This window comes from Priestia sp. SB1 (genome assembly GCF_038898415.1).
On sequence record NZ_JBBJSS010000006.1, the window covers coordinates 70,969 to 87,410 of the forward strand.

At 38.1% G+C, this 16,442-nt stretch carries 19 protein-coding genes; 9 read left to right on the forward strand and 10 right to left on the reverse strand.

Annotation, left to right across the window (positions count from 1 at the left end; translation table 11 throughout):
* Positions 1–32: 32 nt before the first annotated feature.
* The 4 genes from WKH56_RS21965 to WKH56_RS21980 all read right to left on the reverse strand — a co-directional run bounded on the left by WKH56_RS21965 (position 33) and on the right by WKH56_RS21980 (position 2,218).
* The gene (locus WKH56_RS21965; RefSeq protein ID WP_013057828.1) at positions 33–611 is read right to left on the reverse strand and encodes a hypothetical protein; all 579 of its coding nucleotides are present in this window, start codon (positions 609–611) and stop codon (positions 33–35) included.
* Positions 612–918: 307 nt separating this feature from the next.
* The gene (locus tag WKH56_RS21970) at positions 919–1,266 is read right to left on the reverse strand and encodes a rhodanese-like domain-containing protein (RefSeq protein WP_028409228.1); all 348 of its coding nucleotides are present in this window, start codon (positions 1,264–1,266) and stop codon (positions 919–921) included.
* A gap of 479 nt (positions 1,267–1,745) precedes the next feature.
* Positions 1,746–1,898, reverse strand: coding sequence for a hypothetical protein (locus WKH56_RS21975; RefSeq protein WP_168761006.1), 153 nt, complete (start codon positions 1,896–1,898; stop codon positions 1,746–1,748).
* A gap of 80 nt (positions 1,899–1,978) precedes the next feature.
* Entirely contained in the window at positions 1,979–2,218 is a 240-nt protein-coding gene (locus WKH56_RS21980) for a hypothetical protein (protein ID WP_033580560.1), read from the reverse strand.
* A 187-nt stretch (positions 2,219–2,405) separates the two neighbouring features.
* On the opposite strand from WKH56_RS21980, the gene WKH56_RS21985 reads away from it, so the two are divergent.
* The 6 genes from WKH56_RS21985 to WKH56_RS22010 all read left to right on the forward strand — a co-directional run bounded on the left by WKH56_RS21985 (position 2,406) and on the right by WKH56_RS22010 (position 7,890).
* A complete protein-coding gene (locus tag WKH56_RS21985) occupies positions 2,406–2,834 on the forward strand; it encodes a PAS domain-containing protein (protein WP_230624700.1) in 429 nt (142 codons plus the stop codon).
* Positions 2,835–3,134: 300 nt separating this feature from the next.
* Positions 3,135–3,494 (forward strand): ArsR/SmtB family transcription factor, encoded by a 360-nt coding sequence (locus WKH56_RS21990; RefSeq protein WP_028414427.1) that lies wholly within the window; start codon positions 3,135–3,137, stop codon positions 3,492–3,494.
* 31 nt (positions 3,495–3,525) lie between these two features.
* Positions 3,526–6,084, forward strand: coding sequence for a heavy metal translocating P-type ATPase (locus WKH56_RS21995; protein WP_310883939.1), 2,559 nt, complete (start codon positions 3,526–3,528; stop codon positions 6,082–6,084).
* Between the two features lie 58 nt (positions 6,085–6,142).
* Entirely contained in the window at positions 6,143–6,763 is a 621-nt protein-coding gene (locus tag WKH56_RS22000; protein ID WP_221832579.1) for a class I SAM-dependent methyltransferase, read from the forward strand.
* Between the two features lie 84 nt (positions 6,764–6,847).
* A complete protein-coding gene (locus WKH56_RS22005; protein WP_221832577.1) occupies positions 6,848–7,354 on the forward strand; it encodes a PCYCGC motif-containing (lipo)protein in 507 nt (168 codons plus the stop codon).
* A 218-nt stretch (positions 7,355–7,572) separates the two neighbouring features.
* Positions 7,573–7,890: a DUF3243 domain-containing protein gene (locus WKH56_RS22010; protein WP_013083905.1), complete on the forward strand. Its 318-nt coding sequence runs from the start codon at positions 7,573–7,575 to the stop codon at positions 7,888–7,890.
* Between the two features lie 46 nt (positions 7,891–7,936).
* Here the strand turns inward: WKH56_RS22010 and WKH56_RS22015 are convergent, their stop codons facing one another.
* From WKH56_RS22015 to WKH56_RS22035, 5 genes are all read right to left on the reverse strand, one after another.
* Positions 7,937–8,782 carry an N-acetylmuramoyl-L-alanine amidase gene (locus WKH56_RS22015; RefSeq protein WP_033580557.1) on the reverse strand — a complete coding sequence of 282 codons (846 nt, stop codon included), beginning with the start codon at positions 8,780–8,782 and terminating at the stop codon, positions 7,937–7,939.
* A 271-nt stretch (positions 8,783–9,053) separates the two neighbouring features.
* A complete protein-coding gene (locus WKH56_RS22020; RefSeq protein ID WP_033580556.1) occupies positions 9,054–9,677 on the reverse strand; it encodes a LysE family translocator in 624 nt (207 codons plus the stop codon).
* A gap of 158 nt (positions 9,678–9,835) precedes the next feature.
* Positions 9,836–9,970, reverse strand: coding sequence for a hypothetical protein (locus WKH56_RS22025; protein ID WP_255286050.1), 135 nt, complete (start codon positions 9,968–9,970; stop codon positions 9,836–9,838).
* 136 nt (positions 9,971–10,106) lie between these two features.
* Positions 10,107–11,750: an APC family permease gene (locus tag WKH56_RS22030; protein WP_047750503.1), complete on the reverse strand. Its 1,644-nt coding sequence runs from the start codon at positions 11,748–11,750 to the stop codon at positions 10,107–10,109.
* 383 nt (positions 11,751–12,133) lie between these two features.
* Positions 12,134–12,691, reverse strand: a complete 558-nt coding sequence (locus WKH56_RS22035) for a thioredoxin family protein (RefSeq protein WP_047750502.1) — start codon at positions 12,689–12,691, stop codon at positions 12,134–12,136.
* A 351-nt stretch (positions 12,692–13,042) separates the two neighbouring features.
* Here WKH56_RS22035 and WKH56_RS22040 point away from each other — a divergent pair, with 351 nt between their 5' ends.
* From WKH56_RS22040 to WKH56_RS22050, 3 genes are all read left to right on the forward strand, one after another.
* Positions 13,043–13,174, forward strand: a complete 132-nt coding sequence (locus WKH56_RS22040) for a hypothetical protein (RefSeq protein ID WP_013057845.1) — start codon at positions 13,043–13,045, stop codon at positions 13,172–13,174.
* A gap of 343 nt (positions 13,175–13,517) precedes the next feature.
* A complete protein-coding gene (locus WKH56_RS22045) occupies positions 13,518–14,651 on the forward strand; it encodes a processed acidic surface protein (protein ID WP_028414435.1) in 1,134 nt (377 codons plus the stop codon).
* 1 nt (position 14,652) lies between these two features.
* Positions 14,653–15,378: a class D sortase gene (locus WKH56_RS22050; protein ID WP_028414436.1), complete on the forward strand. Its 726-nt coding sequence runs from the start codon at positions 14,653–14,655 to the stop codon at positions 15,376–15,378.
* Between the two features lie 29 nt (positions 15,379–15,407).
* Here WKH56_RS22050 and WKH56_RS22055 read toward each other — a convergent pair whose 3' ends face one another.
* A complete protein-coding gene (locus WKH56_RS22055; RefSeq protein ID WP_033580552.1) occupies positions 15,408–16,199 on the reverse strand; it encodes a sulfite exporter TauE/SafE family protein in 792 nt (263 codons plus the stop codon).
* Positions 16,200–16,442: the final 243 nt, after the last annotated feature.

Here is a 16,442-nt window from a genome sequence, read left to right on the forward strand (position 1 = left end):
AAAAGCTTTTTATTATAGAAAAAAGCTGCGTGTTATTCACGCAGCTCTTGATCCATAAATTCTTTAACCGTGATATCATCCCCTGCTTTATCTAGCAGCGTTGTCGTTGCTGGAAACGGATGTTTAATATGACTCGGTATTTTTTCATACAGCACAAAATAATCACTTTTTGGAACCGCGGCATCAATTGTATATGTATCGTGCACCAAAGCCGCCTTTACGCGCTCAATTTGTTTACTTCTATTTGTTCCTGTAAACAGCGCATATGTACCTTTATTTGTATGGATATCATCATAATCCACTAAATTGCTCATTTTGGTACTGACTTCAATACGCAGGCGTTTGTTCCATCCTTGCTTCAATACGGCCATTCCTTCTTTATCACCAGGTATGGAGAATAAGGCTATGTATGTATTAGAGTGATCAACCCGTTTAAAATCTTGCAGCGTAATCCTTGCAGAACCATCAATACTTTCTTTATGCTCCCAATTTCGCAAATGCTGCTGCACACTTGCAGCATTGTTTTCAATCGGATATCGAATCATCTCATACGCAACAATTACAACCGCTATACAAATGAACAGAAATAGCAACCGCTTTATCTTTCGCACATCTATTCACCTTCCTTAGCTTACTCCCCTTTTATGTAATTGCCTAAATTATAACTTCCTATTAAACCTCTGTCTATGCACTAGGAGAACTACGTTTTTTTTTACCACAAAAGGGATTTTTCAAACCTTTTGTCATAAAAATACGCTAAAAGACTCAGTAGCTGTTGAACCAAAAGAAACCGATCTCCACTCCCCTTCTTAATCCTTAAAGCAAAAAAAGATACCCATTTTGAAATGAGTATCGCTTAGCTTATCTATTATATCCTTCTATATCAAAGTCGTTTAAGGCTTATTTGCCGTTTTTTTATTATACACATCTTTCCGCACACATGTATCCTTTGACCTGATATCCATGTTTTTTGAGCTGCCGAATGCTTAAATTTCGGGAAATGCTGTCAGGAACAATTACGACCACTTCTTTATATGGAATTTCCTCATGCTGTCTCTCTAAATAAGGAAGCGGAATATGGATTGCTTTTTGACAGGGGTTTTGTTTCATTTCATGAAAATGACGAACATCTACATACGAAATCGTTGTAGAAGCACAGTCGGCGGTCGTCACTTTCTTTATTCCCTGCACCGGCACATAGCGTTTATAAAAACTGTAACAAATTAATAAAAGTAAAATACCTATGCTCATATATAATATCGCCATGTTTTCCTCCCAATTAATTTCTATACCCCTGTATGTATACTATATTCAAAAGAAAGAATCAACACAGAAGTACTCTATCTCATTTCTCTCTGAAAGAAAAATGGTCTTTTTACACTTTATTATGAAACCACAATAAAGTGACGAAATCAATCATTATTTATTTTGATTTTTCGAAAGATTTAAATACTAGTAAACAGATCGTTTTTTCTTATTATAATGAAGAAACGCAGAATTTTTATCTTCATTTCCCCTTTTCTGTCCCGTTAAGGCTGAGGTTCGCTTATGAGTAATATAGTAGACCCAATGTTGCAAGAACGTCAGAAAAATGATTCTAAAAACGAAGGATGCGAGATAGGATAGTATGAACACGTGAAGCGAAAGACTATATTGTGATTGGCTCAGAAAAATACGAGTTAGCTTAAAAATGCAATATACACAAAAAAGGAAAGCCTCGGAGACGAAAGCTTTCCTTTTATAGATTAATCTCCGTCAAGGTTTGCACGACAATTATTATGAGACAAAGAGGTACTTTGTGCTTCATGCTGTTTTTTCTCACCCTGCATTGTCATATTTTCTTCTTCCGTGCTCCCTTTAGCAATATGTTTAGTTTTCTTTCCTTGGTTTAATGTCATGTTCATTCCCCTTTCTGGTGGATATAGTGTATGAAAATAACTCACACGCCATAAGAGGAAATGATATGAAAAAGCCCCTCTTAAATTGAGTGAGCTTTCTGCCTAAAACTGCTTTTCCTTTTATTGCTGAATCCGCATGAAAGGATATTCTCTATTTTAAACGTTCGTTTCTCGTTCCTTAGTAAGCACCAAGCTTTTACGCTCTGAGGATCAATTTTATACACAATGATAAATCGCTGTGTCAAACATCCTTTATCATCCATATAAATAATTTCAACAGGTCGTTTCGAAGAGTAGCTTTCTTGAAGTAGCCGTTCCATAGAATTCGCTCCTTTAATTTTTAGTTTACCGAACACACGTTCCTTTTTCAAGTGTTTTAAACTGAATAATTCGGTAGCTTTTACAGCTTAAAACGGAGAAAAGAGTGGGAAAAATGATAAAAATCATACAAATATTAGGTAATTGTGATATGGTAAAAGAGATTACTTAAGTTGGGAGAGGTGCATGATGGAAAGTAACATACTTAAATGGATCCCCGTTCCTTACTTTCAATTAAATCAAGAAGGTGAAATCCTGCATTTTTCTAGTCAAGCACATTCTTATTTTTCTTCAGTCTCCAGTCTGTGGAGCATTATTCATAAAGACGACCGGAAACAAGCAATGTGGATGCTGTCACAGCACTCTTCATCTAACCCCATCATCAGGCATTTGCGTTTGAGAACGAGCGATGATACATTTGTGAATTTTAAATGCACGATTCATTGGAAAAATAATGTTGGTCATTTAGTATGCACCGAAAAGAAAAATGTCAAGGATCCATTAGATGTTGTATTATCTGCTCAATCCTATTTAGAAAACTCAGACAAGCGATTAAAAGAATCGGACAAGGTGTTAAATAATGCAGCAGATTTATTATTTAATCGATTAAAACGATAACCAAATGAACATAATTTGCGCTGTATTCGGTTATTTCTCTCATTTTTAAAAGTCATTGAAAGGCTACCTATAGGGGTGGCTTTTTGTTTTGTTCTACACGTAAAATCATTCTCTTTTTGCCCGCACCATTTAGTCCAGAGTACATACACTAATAGGCATACTTTTCATATTTATTCTTTCTATATTTATGTTTTGCTCAGAAAAAAAGTCCGAATAATCAATAAATGTTTGAACATTTTTTTAAATTGGCATATATTATAAACAAACAATCATTTGAATGTTTGAATGAAGGAGGAAACTATGCCAAAAGATCGCTGTGATATTTATTGTTTTAACGAAGAAAAGGTGAATCGTATTAAGCCTTCTATCGATGTTGAAGCTGTTCAGGATATTTCTACGATGTTCAAAGCGTTGGGAGATGAAACGCGGCTGAAAATCGTATTAGCCCTTTATAAAGGTGAGGAATTATGTGTATGTGACGTAGCCAACATTGTAGGCTCTACGGTTGCTACTGCTTCTCATCACTTAAGACTGCTGCGAAATATAGGAATTGCCAATTATCGCAAAGAAGGAAAGTTAGCTTTTTATTCTTTAAGGGATGCACATATTAAACAAGTAATTGATATTATGTTTGCTAAAAAAGAAGATGTAACCATTTAAGTTTTTCTTACCGTATAGGGAGTGGGACACAATGAAACACGAAGATAAAAAACATCATCACCATACCGGAAGCTGCTGCAGCGGCCCTTCTTCATCAGAAATTGAGAACAGCCCCTGCTGCTCCTCTTCTTCAGAAGCCGCACCTACTGAAGAACCTTCTTCCTGTAGTACAAAGAGTCACGCACACAGTCACAGCTGCTGTTCAGATACAAGTGCGTTAACGACCGATAAAAGCCAGCTTTCGTGCTGCAGCGATCACGATATAGCAACAGGCAGTGATATAGAAGAAACGGCTGAATACCGCGTGTATGGAATGGATTGTCCTTCTTGTGCTGCTACGATTGAAAAAAGTTTAAAAACGTTAAACGATATTCAACACGTAGCAATCAACTACAATACAGGAAAGCTTCAAGTGGCGGCGGCAAGTGAATCAGCTCTGTCACTCATTCCAAACTCAGTGGAAAGACTGGGCTTTAGTATTGAGCCTATTCAATCAAATAAGAAAATGAAAACGTATTTGATTGAAGGAATGGACTGTGCAGCTTGTGCAAACACGATTGTGAATCATTTAAAAACAGTTCCTGCTGTCAAAGACGTACGCGTTAACTTTTCAACGGGAAAAGCACAAATTGAACATGATAATGAAGCTGATGACATTATTAAAGAAGTATCTAAAGCTGGGTATACCGCTACTTTAGTGACCAGCAGCAGGCAGCCCGCTGAATCTCGGCACCATAAAGGCAAAAATGGTCCGATTATTTTTTCAGGTATTCTCATCGCACTAGGTTTTATCGGTTCTCATACAGGAATTGCTTCTTATATGACAACTGTACTGTACGCTATTGCCATGATTGTTAGCGGATATAAGCCGGCTAAAAGTGCTTATTACGGAATCAAAAGCCGTTCTTTAGACATGAATGTTTTAATGACCGTTGCAGCACTTGGAGCAGCTGTTATTGGTGAATGGCTTGAAGGTGCTACGGTCGTCTGGCTATTTGCTTTAGGTGTAGCTCTACAAACAAGATCAATTGAACAAACAAGAAACTCGATACGAGGTTTGATGGATTTAGCTCCTTCTGAAGCATGGGTAAAGGAAAACGGGCAGCTGATTAAAAAAGCTGCGGAAGATATTTCAATTGGCAGCACGATTGTCGTAAAGCCAGGAGACCGAATTCCGCTCGATGGTGAAATTATAAACGGGGAATCCAGTATCAACCAAGCTCCTATTACAGGTGAATCTATTCCCGTTGATAAAGTAATGGGCGATGCTGTCTATGCCGGCACGATTAACGAAAGCGGATCGTTAGAAATTAAAGTAACAAAGCTAGTCGAAGATACGACCATTGCTAAAACCATTCATTTAGTGGAAGAAGCACAGGAGAAAAAAGCGCCGACTCAAGCATTTGTTGATAAATTTGCAACCATTTACACACCTATTGTCTTTATTTTAGCTTTATTCATTATGGTCATCCCTCCCCTGTTTGATGGTGCATGGAGCGAGTGGTTTTACAAAGGGCTTGAATTATTAGTTGTCGCTTGTCCATGCGCGCTAGTCATTTCGACTCCCGTCGCCATTGTATCTGCGATTGGAAACGCGGCGAAAAATGGTGTGCTCATTAAAGGCGGGACGTTTTTAGAAAAAGCCGGTGCAATCAATGCGATTGCTTTTGATAAAACAGGAACGCTAACAGAAGGCAAACCAGCCGTTTCAGAAGTTGTTTCCCTTGCTGCTGAAGAAAATCAGCTTTTAGCGATAACCAAAACGCTTGAAGATTATTCGAATCACCCTATTGCCCGCGCTATCGTGGATTATACTGCGGAGAAAAAAGTCGTTTCTTTACAAGGATCAAATTTTAAAATCCTTACGGGAAAAGGCGTGCAAGCAACAATTCAAGACACGGTTTATTACGCAGGTAATGCAAAATTATTCTCAGATTTAGGAACACCTCTAACACACTGCTGGTCTCAGATTGAAAAGCTTCAAAACGAAGGTAAAACGATTATTATTGTCGGAACAGCTAAAAGTGTTCTAGGCATTATTAGCGTAGCTGATACCATCAGACATACAACCATATCTGCTTTAGAAAGCCTTAAGCAAAACGGAATGCAGCAAATTGTGATGTTAACCGGTGATAACGAAGGGACAGCTAAAATGATTGCATCTCAGTCTCGGGTAGACCGCTATTTCGCTGATTTGCTGCCTGAAGACAAAGTAAAGGCCATACAGCAGCTTCAACATGAAGGGTATCAAACGGCTATGGTTGGAGATGGAATTAACGATGCCCCTGCCCTTGCTACTGCTGATCTTGGCATTGCAATGGGCGGTGCTGGTACTGATACAGCCATGGAAACAGCTGATATTGTCCTGATGGCAGACAATTTAGAAAAGCTTCCTCATACAATGAAGCTAAGTCGCAAAGCGTTAGCTGTTATCAAACAAAACATTTGGTTTTCTATTATTGTTAAAGTCATTGCCTTAGCCTTTATCTTCCCAGGGTGGCTTACTCTGTGGATTGCCGTCTTAAGCGATACAGGAGCAGCGCTACTTGTTATTTTAAACAGCCTTCGCTTACTGAAAATGAAAAAATAAATGGAATCTATAAGCTTTCCAGCATGCGTTGGAAAGCTTATTTTTTAGGAGGGTTTACGTGAATAACCGCTGGAACCAATTTATTTATAAGTGCTGGGCCCCTTTTTATGATGTCTTTTTTAATAACGGGATGTTTTATCGAGCCAGAAAAAAAGTCTTTCAAGATGTCCCCTTTTCGTCTGAGCAGCGCATTTTATTTGTAGGTGTTGGAACGGGTGCCGATTTAGCTTTTATTCCTCATCAAGTAAATTTAACAGCCATCGACTATTCCAGTGAAATGCTTCAAAAAGCAAAAGATAAATACAAAAACCCGTCTATAACTTTCCACCAAATGGACGCTCAGCAGCTAACATTCGACTCTTTTTCGTTTGATGTTGTTGTAGCAAGCTTGATTCTTAGCGTAGTACCTGACGCAAAGCAAGCTTTAAAAGAAATGACAAGAGTAGTAAAGCCTAAGGGAACTATCCTGATTTTTGATAAATTTGAAACTAAAAAGAAATCAGCGGCTTTTCCTAAAAAAATATTCCGCCCTTTCGTAAAATTACTAGGAACGGATATTGGACTCTCTTTTGAACATGTGTTTGAAGCAAGCCGGGATCAGCTTATCTTGAAGGAGAATTCAAGCGTCATGTTGAAAGGTATGTATCGGAAAATTATTTTGCAGAAAGTTGATGAATGACTTCAAAGACGAATGATGCCTTTTTCACATGATGGATGTACATATTATTGTCTAGCTTTAATTGAAGAAAGGATGAACATTTTGATGATAAAATCAAAGGTCATAACAGTTGTCCTTGCAGCAGGCATGGTGTCCGGCTGTGGAGACGAAAGTAAAGAAAGTTCAGCTAACAAACATACAGAAACAACACAACATGAAGAACATCAGCAGCACACATTAGGTGATAAACGAGAAGAAACAAAAAATAGTGAAACTCTTCCCTCTTTTCTAAGTGACAAGTCCGAAGACATGCAGCTTATTTATGCAGCCGCTGCTAAGCATCAAACCTTACTAGAAAACATCCCTTGCTACTGCGGATGTGGAGAAGAAGCTAATCATCAAAACAACTACGACTGTTTTATTTTTGAAAACAAAGGAAACGGCGCAGTGACGTGGGATGATCACGGAACAAAATGCGGCGTCTGTTTAGAAATAGCGGCTCAGGCTGTAGTAGACTACAGCAAAGGTAAAAGCATCGAAGACATTCGCCAAGAAATCGATGATAAATATAAGGAAGGCTATGCCCCGCCTACTCCTACGCCCGAAGTATGATGCTTCAGTATAAAAATCAGTAAAAGACTTTGATTTCTTTATTCAAAGTCTTTTTTGTCATTTTATTATTGGTTGATAAAATCTCGTTTGACCTCACCTTTTTAAGTCCTTGTAAAACGCCATCATGTAAAAATAACACATTTGGACGTTTATTTACTGAATCCTCAGGGAATATGCTTTCTAACACCCAAATATAACCATGAGAGGAGAAAAAATCTATGAGTAATTCTGTAGAAACAAATCATTCAGCAAAAGTTGAAGGAGCAATTAATTCTATGAGCGAGGAGAAAAAAGAGGATATTCTCTCTAGCTTCGAAGGATTTAAAAGTTATCTAGGGGACAAGGTCTCAAAAGGTGAAAAGTTAGGGATGAATGAGGAACAGCTGGCTAAAACAGCTCAGAAAGTAGCTGATTATCTCGCTAAGCATGAAGAGCCTCGCAATCGAGAGGAAAACCTGCTTCACGAACTGTGGAAAGTTGGAGACAAAGAACAGCAGCATCACCTTGCCCATATGCTTGTAAGATTAGTTCAATAATAAAAAAGATGACACGCTGCCGTGTCATCTTTTTTATTTACAGATATTAAACAGCGGGAATGATGATTTGCTGCCCAATTTGCAGTTTGGTAGGATCTACGCTGGGATTTGCATCCTGCAGCTGCTGAACAGTCATATTATACTTCTTTGCAATGCTATAGAACGTATCTCCTGCTTGTACAGTATACGTAGTGACAGGAAGAACAATCTGCTGCCCAATTTGCAGTTTGGTAGGATCTACGCCGGGATTTGCATCCTGCAGCTGCTGAACGGTGATATTATACTTCTTTGCGATGCTATAAAACGTATCTCCAGATTGAATGGTATAGAATGTAACGCTAGTAGAAGGTAAGTTTAAATACGCAGCAATTCCACGCGCGTGTGCTTCTCCCACTTCACGAAGAAACGTCGCGTTTTTTAATTTTTCAGCGTCGGCTGTTGTATCGATAAATAAGTTTTCAGTTAAAACAGCAGGCATATTTGTTTCACGCAGTACAGCATAATTAGCTGTTTTTAAACCGCGATCTGCAATCGTTCCAAATTTGCGCATGGTTGGTAAAATCTCTGCATGAAGCTCTTTTTGTAAAAGAGAAGATTGACTTCCCTCTTGTGATGGATAGCGATACGTTTCAAATCCAGTACCTCCGCCGGCATTAATGTGCATCGAAACAAATATATCTGCTCCCCATGCATTAGCTCGGTTCGCTCGATCTGATAATGAAACGAACACATCGGTTGAACGAGTTACTTGAACATCTACTAAATAGTTATGCTCTAAATACGCCCGCGCGTGTAATACAAGCTGCAGCGTAATATCTTTTTCACGCAAATTATTTCCTAAAGCGCCTGAATCTGTACCGCCGTGCCCTGCATCTAGCCATACTTTTTTCATGTGAACCTTTCCTTTCAGCCATAATATGAAAGAACTTGGGGTTAACACCGGCTTTGTCCGATGTTTTATCTCTCATTCTATATATATATGTAAGTGGACAAGAAGGGTTCGTCCTCTTAAAGGTTAGAGAACAATAACTTAAAAAACTGGATTTTACCATAAACATAAAAAATCCGAACGAATTGGATTTATCGTTCGGATCTCCCTTTAACTAACCTATGTCCACGCCTTTTAATAGAGATAAAAAGCAGGTTCGCCATCTTATCTTTTGCTATTTCTCACTAAAAGCAATTTTTAAGCCAATAAGCGTAAAGATAGAGCCTTGCACGAGATTAAGCCGCTTAGACAGCGCCGGAGATTTTCGCAAAAACTCCCCTACTTTCCCTGCAAATAGACTAATTAACGTAAAGATAATCAGCGCTTGAACTAAAAACACAGCTCCATAAACAAGCATTTGCTGTGTGGCGTGTCCGGTTGAATGATTAACAAACTGAGGTAAAAGAGCAAGAAAAAAAAGCGAAACTTTTGGATTTAGCAGGTTCATAATCACTCCTTTTTTATATAGCACCTTGTACTCAATGGCTTCTTTATTTTCAACAGCGAGAGCGGAATCTTTGGCTGTAAACGTCTTATAAGCCAGATATAATAAATAAGCTGCCCCAGCGTATTTGACAATAGCAAATGCTAAAGCTGATTGATAAATAATAGCCGACAGACCCAACGTTGCCGCTGCTATATGACCAAGCAAGCCCGTGCAAAGACCTAATGAAGTCGAAATCCCTGCATATTTACCGTTTGATATGCTTTGTGCTAAAACAAATAAGTTATCAGGACCAGGCATAACCGTAAGCAAAGCGGCTACACCTAAAAAAGAAGTGATTGATACGATATCCATAAGCCGTTCTCCCCCTGCATGATTTTGCCAACCATTATAGCATTTTTTACTATCTAGTATTCAAAAAAAGAAAATTTATCCATAAAAAAAGGATGGGACATAACTAAATCAATCTAATCTAAAGACGAATAAATTGTATACATGAGCTGAGCTGCTTGTTACACCGCTGTTGATTTCCGTGCAAGGCTTCGCTTTCCGCGGGCGGCCGCTGAGCCTCCTCGTCGCTTACGCTCCTGTGGGGTCTCACCTGTTCCGCTTTTCCCGCAGGAGTCTTCGCCTTGTCCTCCAATCAACTGCTAGAAGCAATTGAAAACATGAAATCTATCTTCAACATAACAACAAAAAACACGAACTACCAATTAAAAAATAATTAATAGTTCGCATTTGACTTTAACTGAAATACTTTTGTCCCAGCCTCATTTTTACTACTTATTTAATTTGTTTTTCTATAACTTGCTCTTTAGCCGAGGCAGTCTGTGCTTCCGCTTCTTTCATTTCATTATTAACATGAATTGCTTCTTTTAAATACTCTGTTTTGTACCCGCTTTTAAGTGCCCAAGCATAAAAGAAAAGTGCAACAATTGCAATAAGTCCCATATCCCAGCCGTATTTAATAATATTGAGTCCCCCGAATTTTTCACTTCCTATCCAGGAGATTGTCATCATACATAATAAGTAGACAATCATCCAAACGCCAGCTCGGAAGTTTTGACCAAAGCCTTTCCATTTTGATTTTGCTTGGTAATAAAAATAAATTGGCAAACCAATTAAAATAATAAATAATACCTGTCCAGTTAACGGCCATCTCGCCCAGTAAAGAGTAAGTGAAGCAAAAATAAAGCCAAGAGGCGCTATTACATTTAACCCTTTTATACGTAAAGGTCTATAAAGATCGGTCCCCGTTTTTCTTAACGTCATAGCTGTGATAGGACCAGTAAGATATGAAATTAACGTAGCTACAGAAATAATTTCGGCTAAAATTCCCCAGCCTCTAAATAAAAATAAAAAGATGAATGAGACAAATAGATTAAAAAACATGGCTTGACGAGGAACGCCGTAAAGCGGATGAACTCGTCCTAGTATATTCGGCAAGTATTTATTTTTTTCCATACCATAAATCATGCGTGACGTGGTAGCTGTATACGTAATACCTGTTCCTGATGGTGATACAAACGCATCTGCATATAAAACAATAACAAGCCAGTTAATATTTAGTGCAATCGCTAAATCGGCAAACGGCGAATTAAAGTTCAGATGACTCCATCCTTTTACAATTTCTGAAGGATTTACCGCTCCAATAAACGCAATTTGAAGCAATACATAGATCACGGTTGCAATCAAAATGGATCCTACCACGGCAATTGGAATAGAGCGTCCCGGATTTTTCGCTTCTCCCGCCATGTTAATAGGGCTTTGAAAACCGTTAAAAGCAAACACAATCCCAGACGTAGCAACAGCTGTCAACACGCTTGCCCATCCATTTGGAGCAACGCCTCCTGCAGAGGAAAAGTTTCCGCCGTGAAATCCTGCAAATAAAAGAGCACCAATTGTAAGCCCTGGAATCACAATTTTAAAAACGGTAATAAGTGAATTAGCTTTCGAAAATAAGCCTACCGTCCAATAATTTAAAAGAAAATAAATGATTAATAGCCCTGTAGCAATAGCCAAGCCTTTTCCAGTAAGAATCCCGTTTTCTACTAAACTCCCTGTCCATTTCGCCCACTCCCACGGCCATGAACTCATGTACTGAACAGAGGCAACCGCTTCAACAGGAATAACGGATACAATGGCAATCCAGTTTGCCCAAGCCGCAATAAAGCCAAGAAATGAGCCGTGCGAGTACTGCGTATACTTAACCATACCTCCTGCTTCTGGAAACATCGATCCTAGTTCACTGTAAGAAAGAGCTATAAATAAAATAACAACCATTCCAATAATCCAAGAAGCAATTGCTGCAGGGCCTGCAATTTGAGCAGCTCTCCATGCCCCAAACAGCCATCCTGATCCAATAATAGATCCAAGGCCGACCATCATGAGAGAAAACGTTCCCATTTTTCTATGTAAGTTATTCATGTATCTAACACCTTTCTTCTATATATTCTGAGAAGTGAGTTATTAAGCGCTTTCATTAAATTTAAAAAATAAAATTCATTTTGATCTCTAAAAATGCTGCTTAAAAGTACTAACCAAAAGCTTTTACATTCATTCACCCGTCCCCCTTCTTCATTTATTATTTGCTATTATATCATCATCAAGTTAAAAAAGTACGCGTTTTGAATAAAAAATATTTTTATTTTTAGAATTTTGTGCGTTTTACCAATTAAAAGTGCGCGTTTTGAACACTAACATTTATAAAAACAGCCTTTTCATTAAAGTGATATACAAACGATTTTGCTGCAATAACCAGAAAAAAAGCAGGATAAAATGAAGCGCTCATTTTACCCTGCTTTTTTAAATTATTTTACAACAGCTAACACTGTTTCTTTGAAGCTGTTATAAACATACGACCAAAGAGCCGGTTCTTCTTTATATCTTGTTCGTAACACAGAAAAGACTTCTTTTTGCTTTTCTTCAAACGAAGGATCTTCTTTTGAAGGAAGTTCGGCGCGAAGCTCATCCACGATTTGCTGAACTTGAGGAGCACGAGGACCCCATTTACCTAGTAAATTTCCTTCATTATTAAAAATTAAAATAATCGGAATAGCACGGCCGCCGTTTGTTAAGTGACGATCAATTAATTCGGTGTCCGCATCGCGCAGTGCAACACGCACATCGATACCGGCAGCTTCAGCTACTTTACGAATGATTGGGTTAATCATCATCGCATCTCCGCACCAATCTTCAGTAATTGCTAAGAAGTGAAGCTTGTGAGCTTTTAATTTGTCAGCCAGTCCATCTTTAGGAAGCTGAAATTGTTCATAAACAGCTAAACTTTCCTCTTTTAATGTACTCATGTCGTTCATATATGTTTGAATTGATTTTCCTTCTTCAAAATACTGTTGTTCTGTTTTCATCAAGATCCCTCTTTCTTTTTTGTATACGAATAGATGAGATATCCAATCTCGTTTTCGTCTTTTCTATACGCACTACTAGTATAGCTTTTAAGCACCATGAATCAAAATATAAAAGTCTGCGTGCTCATTTTGATCATGTTTTTTTATTCTGCGACGGAATTCATAAAACTTCAATTTAAAAACAGCACATTGAGATGTTATAAAAAAAGAGAATGGGGTACATGTACACTATCAATGTAACAAATTTTAAATCTTTGTGAATATTTGAGAATGTTTATTGTGTAACCGTCATCTTTTGATTATGATAATGATATGTTAGCTACTTGACTAAATATGGAGGATGAGGCGAATATGAATCAATCCCCGCATGAAAAGCGAAAAAAACGCAAACAGTTTGTAGAACGTTTAAGACTAAAAGGAATCAAAATAGAGCTGACAAAACCGCGCTCTCACTTTTCTTCACTATCCTTACTAAAATCATAACTCGTAGCCACCTTTTTCTAAAGCGGAACGGTATCGAATTTCAACTATCTATGCTAATGCTTACATATCATTTCAAAAAGAACAGCTTCTAAGTGCTGTTCTTTTTTGATGTTTCTTTATATTTCTGCTCTGTCAAAAAAAGTATAAACCTTTTTCTTTATTTTTCTCTTTTTTCTACCTAGGGCTTTCCGCTCCCTTCCATATGGTATTCTCAAAATATATAGTTCTATAAATACCTTAAATTACCACTATATTCAAGGTATATATAATATAAGTATATATTGTAAATTTATAACTCTTACTATATAATCTTGTAGAAAACGTAAAAAAAAGGAGAAAATTGATGAAAAAACTGGGGACAATTTTATTATCATTTCTGCTGTTTGTTGGCGTATTTCCAACGTCTTCATTCGCAGCCGCGTCAACATTTGACGCAGACTTCAACAAATATTTAAAATCGGTAAGCCAAACGCGAGGTTTTGAAGTAACCAAAGACGACGTTGAATATTCACTTTCACTGTATGACGATAGTCTTGAAAACTACGATACAATCGCAGATTTAGAAGATTTTTTAGGTGAACCGATTGCAGCTGACTTACATAATGTGCAAGATTTGTATGCAGATTTTGACTTAGACAAAACAAGCTTAAATGCGTTATTAAAAGAGAACGGCCAAAGCTTAGACGACTATGTGTACCTAGATGATTTATACGATGATGTCGGCTTCTATCTAGAAGGCGATGACTGGTATGAAGATGATGAGTCATATGACGAAGAAGACACTTCTTACGATGATGAATTAAGTGAAGAAGATTTAAGCGGCTTACTATCATTTATGCAGTCTGAATTAGGCTTAACTTCAGAAGAGTTAAATCGAATTGAAGCACATTTTACATCGTTAGAAGATGAGCTTTCAAATGAAGCAACGCTTAACCGCTTAGATCAATTAGGCGAGCGCTTAGCGGCATTCGAAGATTTTGATACAGCAACAGAATTATCTGCTGATCAAATCGCTGAATTAATGTCTATTTATAAAGAAATGCTATCAATCTTCCATTTAGACGCTAAATTTTCACTTGTACAAGGCGGAAATGAAAGACCGCTTTCTCTTACTGATTTAATTAACTTAGAAGAATTAAAAAATGCAAGTCTAAAAATTTCTCTTTATACAACAGACGGTAAATTTTTAGCAGACATGGTGATCACAGGCGATATGTTTAATTCTGATATCATCACAGACACAGGAAAAGAAGTAGAAAAATCTGCTGAAGCTGTAGCAAAACCAGCTCAAGCGCAAAAACCAGCAGTAGAAAAGAAACAAGAACCGGAGAAGCAACAAACGAATAGCGCTGTACAAAAAACCGTTAAAGGCGGAAAACTTCCGGAAACGGCTTCTAATTATGTAACAAATACATTAATTGGATTAGTGCTTGTAGCCGCTGGCTTTGTTCTTTTCCGCAAAGTGAGACGCGCATAAAATGGAACCAAGAAAAACAAGAAGAACAATCAATCGTAAAAAGCGGTTGATTGTTCTTTCCCTTTTAGCCGCTGTCATCTGCTTTGGTCTTTGGTTTACAACAACAAACGCCTATAAATTTGCAAGAGGCTATTTGGCATTTAAAACAATGGATACAGAAGAACCAGCCGCAGCTTCAGTCTCTAAAAGCAAGGACTCATCAACAGCAGACTCTTCTGCTGAAGCTTCTTCTGTTGAACCCAAAAAAGCGGTACACTCTCGTACTGCTAGCTCAGAAAAAAAGCCGAAAGTGTCAAATGTGTCTTATCCGAAACAGCCAAAAATCGGTGATTTAATGGGAGAACTATATATTCCTAAATTAAATGCGAAGCTGCCAATTTATCACGGTACGAACGAAGATGAATTAGAAAAAGGCGTCGGTCATTTTGCGGGAAGCGTGCTGCCTGGTCAAAACGACAATTCTGTTCTATCAGGACATCGCGATACGGTTTTTCGTAAGCTTGGCGACGTGGGTGAAGGCGATTCGCTTGTGGTAAGTACAGCAGCAGGCACCTTCACATACAAAGTAAACAAAGTACGAATTGTGGATGCGGATGACCGGACCGTTATTGTGCCAAAACCTAGAGCCACTTTAACCGTCAGCACCTGTTATCCATTTAACTACGTTGGTTCAGCACCTGAACGCTATATTTTAGTCGCTCACCTTGTTGCATCAACTACAAAATAAAAAAGCTGCCCTTAAAGAGGCAGCTTTTTTTAATGAATAGATTTCATTAGTAAATCAAACCATATTTTCAACGAAGTCGCCGTAATAACGACTGCTAAGATCACTTGCAGCGACGCTACCTTCGTCTTTTGCCCGACAAAAGCGCCAATCGGAGCTGCTAGTAAGCTTGCTCCAATAATCATAAGCGCCGGAAGCAAAAGGACTTGATGTGTCATTACTTTACCGAATGTTGTTCCCATAGACGAAATAAACGTCACGGCTAATGAGCTTGCAATCGTTACGCGCACAGGAATTTTTAACACGGTAATCATAATAGGAACAAGTAAAAATGCGCCTCCTGCTCCGACAATCCCCCCGCAAATTCCAACTAAAAACGCCAGGGCTGCTGCCAAAGGTTTTGAAAACGTCACTTCGAATGAATCGGCCGCTGGATTATTTTTTTTGGGCATAAACATTAATCCTGCAGCAATTGTTGCCATCACGCCGTAAATGAAATTGATCATTCCTTCTGAAAACGAGTTTGATAGCGTTGAACCAATGAGACTACCAACTAAGACACTGACGCCCATATATAAAATTAACGGTTTATTCAAATAGCCGCCCTTTTTATAAGCAAGAGCTCCTGAAACGGAGGCAAACAGCGACTGCACAGCTCCTATACCAGCTACTTCGTGCGCGCTGAATATTCCCACTCCTACAAGAGGCGGAACAAATAGCAACAGCGGGTACAAAACAACTGACCCTCCAATTCCAAGCATACCTGCTAAAAATGACCCGAAAAACCCGAGTGCAAATACCGTTATTAATAGTTGTACATCCATGTTTTTACCACCTGCTTTTATCAATCCAATATCATGTTTGTTAGAAAGTATGTATACATACAACGCCTTATCTCTTCTTCCATTGTATCACTGTATATGCTTCTTTTCTGTAAAAATATTGATAAAAGTGCTTTCAATTATTAATTTTTTTAATCATTAAAATCCTATCGACTTTATGCGTTATTTACGTTTAGCTCAAACTTCCTCGTTCTCGGCTCTGCTACTTGTGGTAGAATAAAGAAA

Bases quoted from the DNA above. Each gene is read 5' to 3' on its own strand.
- WKH56_RS21970 (WP_028409228.1), bottom strand. From the start codon at position 1,266: ATGGCGATATTATATATGAGCATAGGTATTTTACTTTTATTAATTTGT.
- WKH56_RS21975 (WP_168761006.1), bottom strand. From the start codon at position 1,898: ATGACATTAAACCAAGGAAAGAAAACTAAACATATTGCTAAAGGGAGC.
- WKH56_RS21980 (WP_033580560.1), bottom strand. From the start codon at position 2,218: ATGGAACGGCTACTTCAAGAAAGCTACTCTTCGAAACGACCTGTTGAA.
- WKH56_RS21985 (WP_230624700.1), top strand. From the start codon at position 2,406: ATGGAAAGTAACATACTTAAATGGATCCCCGTTCCTTACTTTCAATTA.
- WKH56_RS21990 (WP_028414427.1), top strand. From the start codon at position 3,135: ATGCCAAAAGATCGCTGTGATATTTATTGTTTTAACGAAGAAAAGGTG.
- WKH56_RS21995 (WP_310883939.1), top strand. From the start codon at position 3,526: ATGAAACACGAAGATAAAAAACATCATCACCATACCGGAAGCTGCTGC.
- WKH56_RS22005 (WP_221832577.1), top strand. From the start codon at position 6,848: ATGATAAAATCAAAGGTCATAACAGTTGTCCTTGCAGCAGGCATGGTG.
- WKH56_RS22010 (WP_013083905.1), top strand. From the start codon at position 7,573: ATGAGTAATTCTGTAGAAACAAATCATTCAGCAAAAGTTGAAGGAGCA.
- WKH56_RS22015 (WP_033580557.1), bottom strand. From the start codon at position 8,782: ATGAAAAAAGTATGGCTAGATGCAGGGCACGGCGGTACAGATTCAGGC.
- WKH56_RS22020 (WP_033580556.1), bottom strand. From the start codon at position 9,677: ATGGATATCGTATCAATCACTTCTTTTTTAGGTGTAGCCGCTTTGCTT.
- WKH56_RS22030 (WP_047750503.1), bottom strand. From the start codon at position 11,750: ATGAATAACTTACATAGAAAAATGGGAACGTTTTCTCTCATGATGGTC.
- WKH56_RS22035 (WP_047750502.1), bottom strand. From the start codon at position 12,691: ATGAAAACAGAACAACAGTATTTTGAAGAAGGAAAATCAATTCAAACA.
- WKH56_RS22040 (WP_013057845.1), top strand. From the start codon at position 13,043: ATGAATCAATCCCCGCATGAAAAGCGAAAAAAACGCAAACAGTTTGTA.
- WKH56_RS22045 (WP_028414435.1), top strand. From the start codon at position 13,518: ATGAAAAAACTGGGGACAATTTTATTATCATTTCTGCTGTTTGTTGGC.
- WKH56_RS22050 (WP_028414436.1), top strand. From the start codon at position 14,653: ATGGAACCAAGAAAAACAAGAAGAACAATCAATCGTAAAAAGCGGTTG.
- WKH56_RS22055 (WP_033580552.1), bottom strand. From the start codon at position 16,199: ATGGATGTACAACTATTAATAACGGTATTTGCACTCGGGTTTTTCGGG.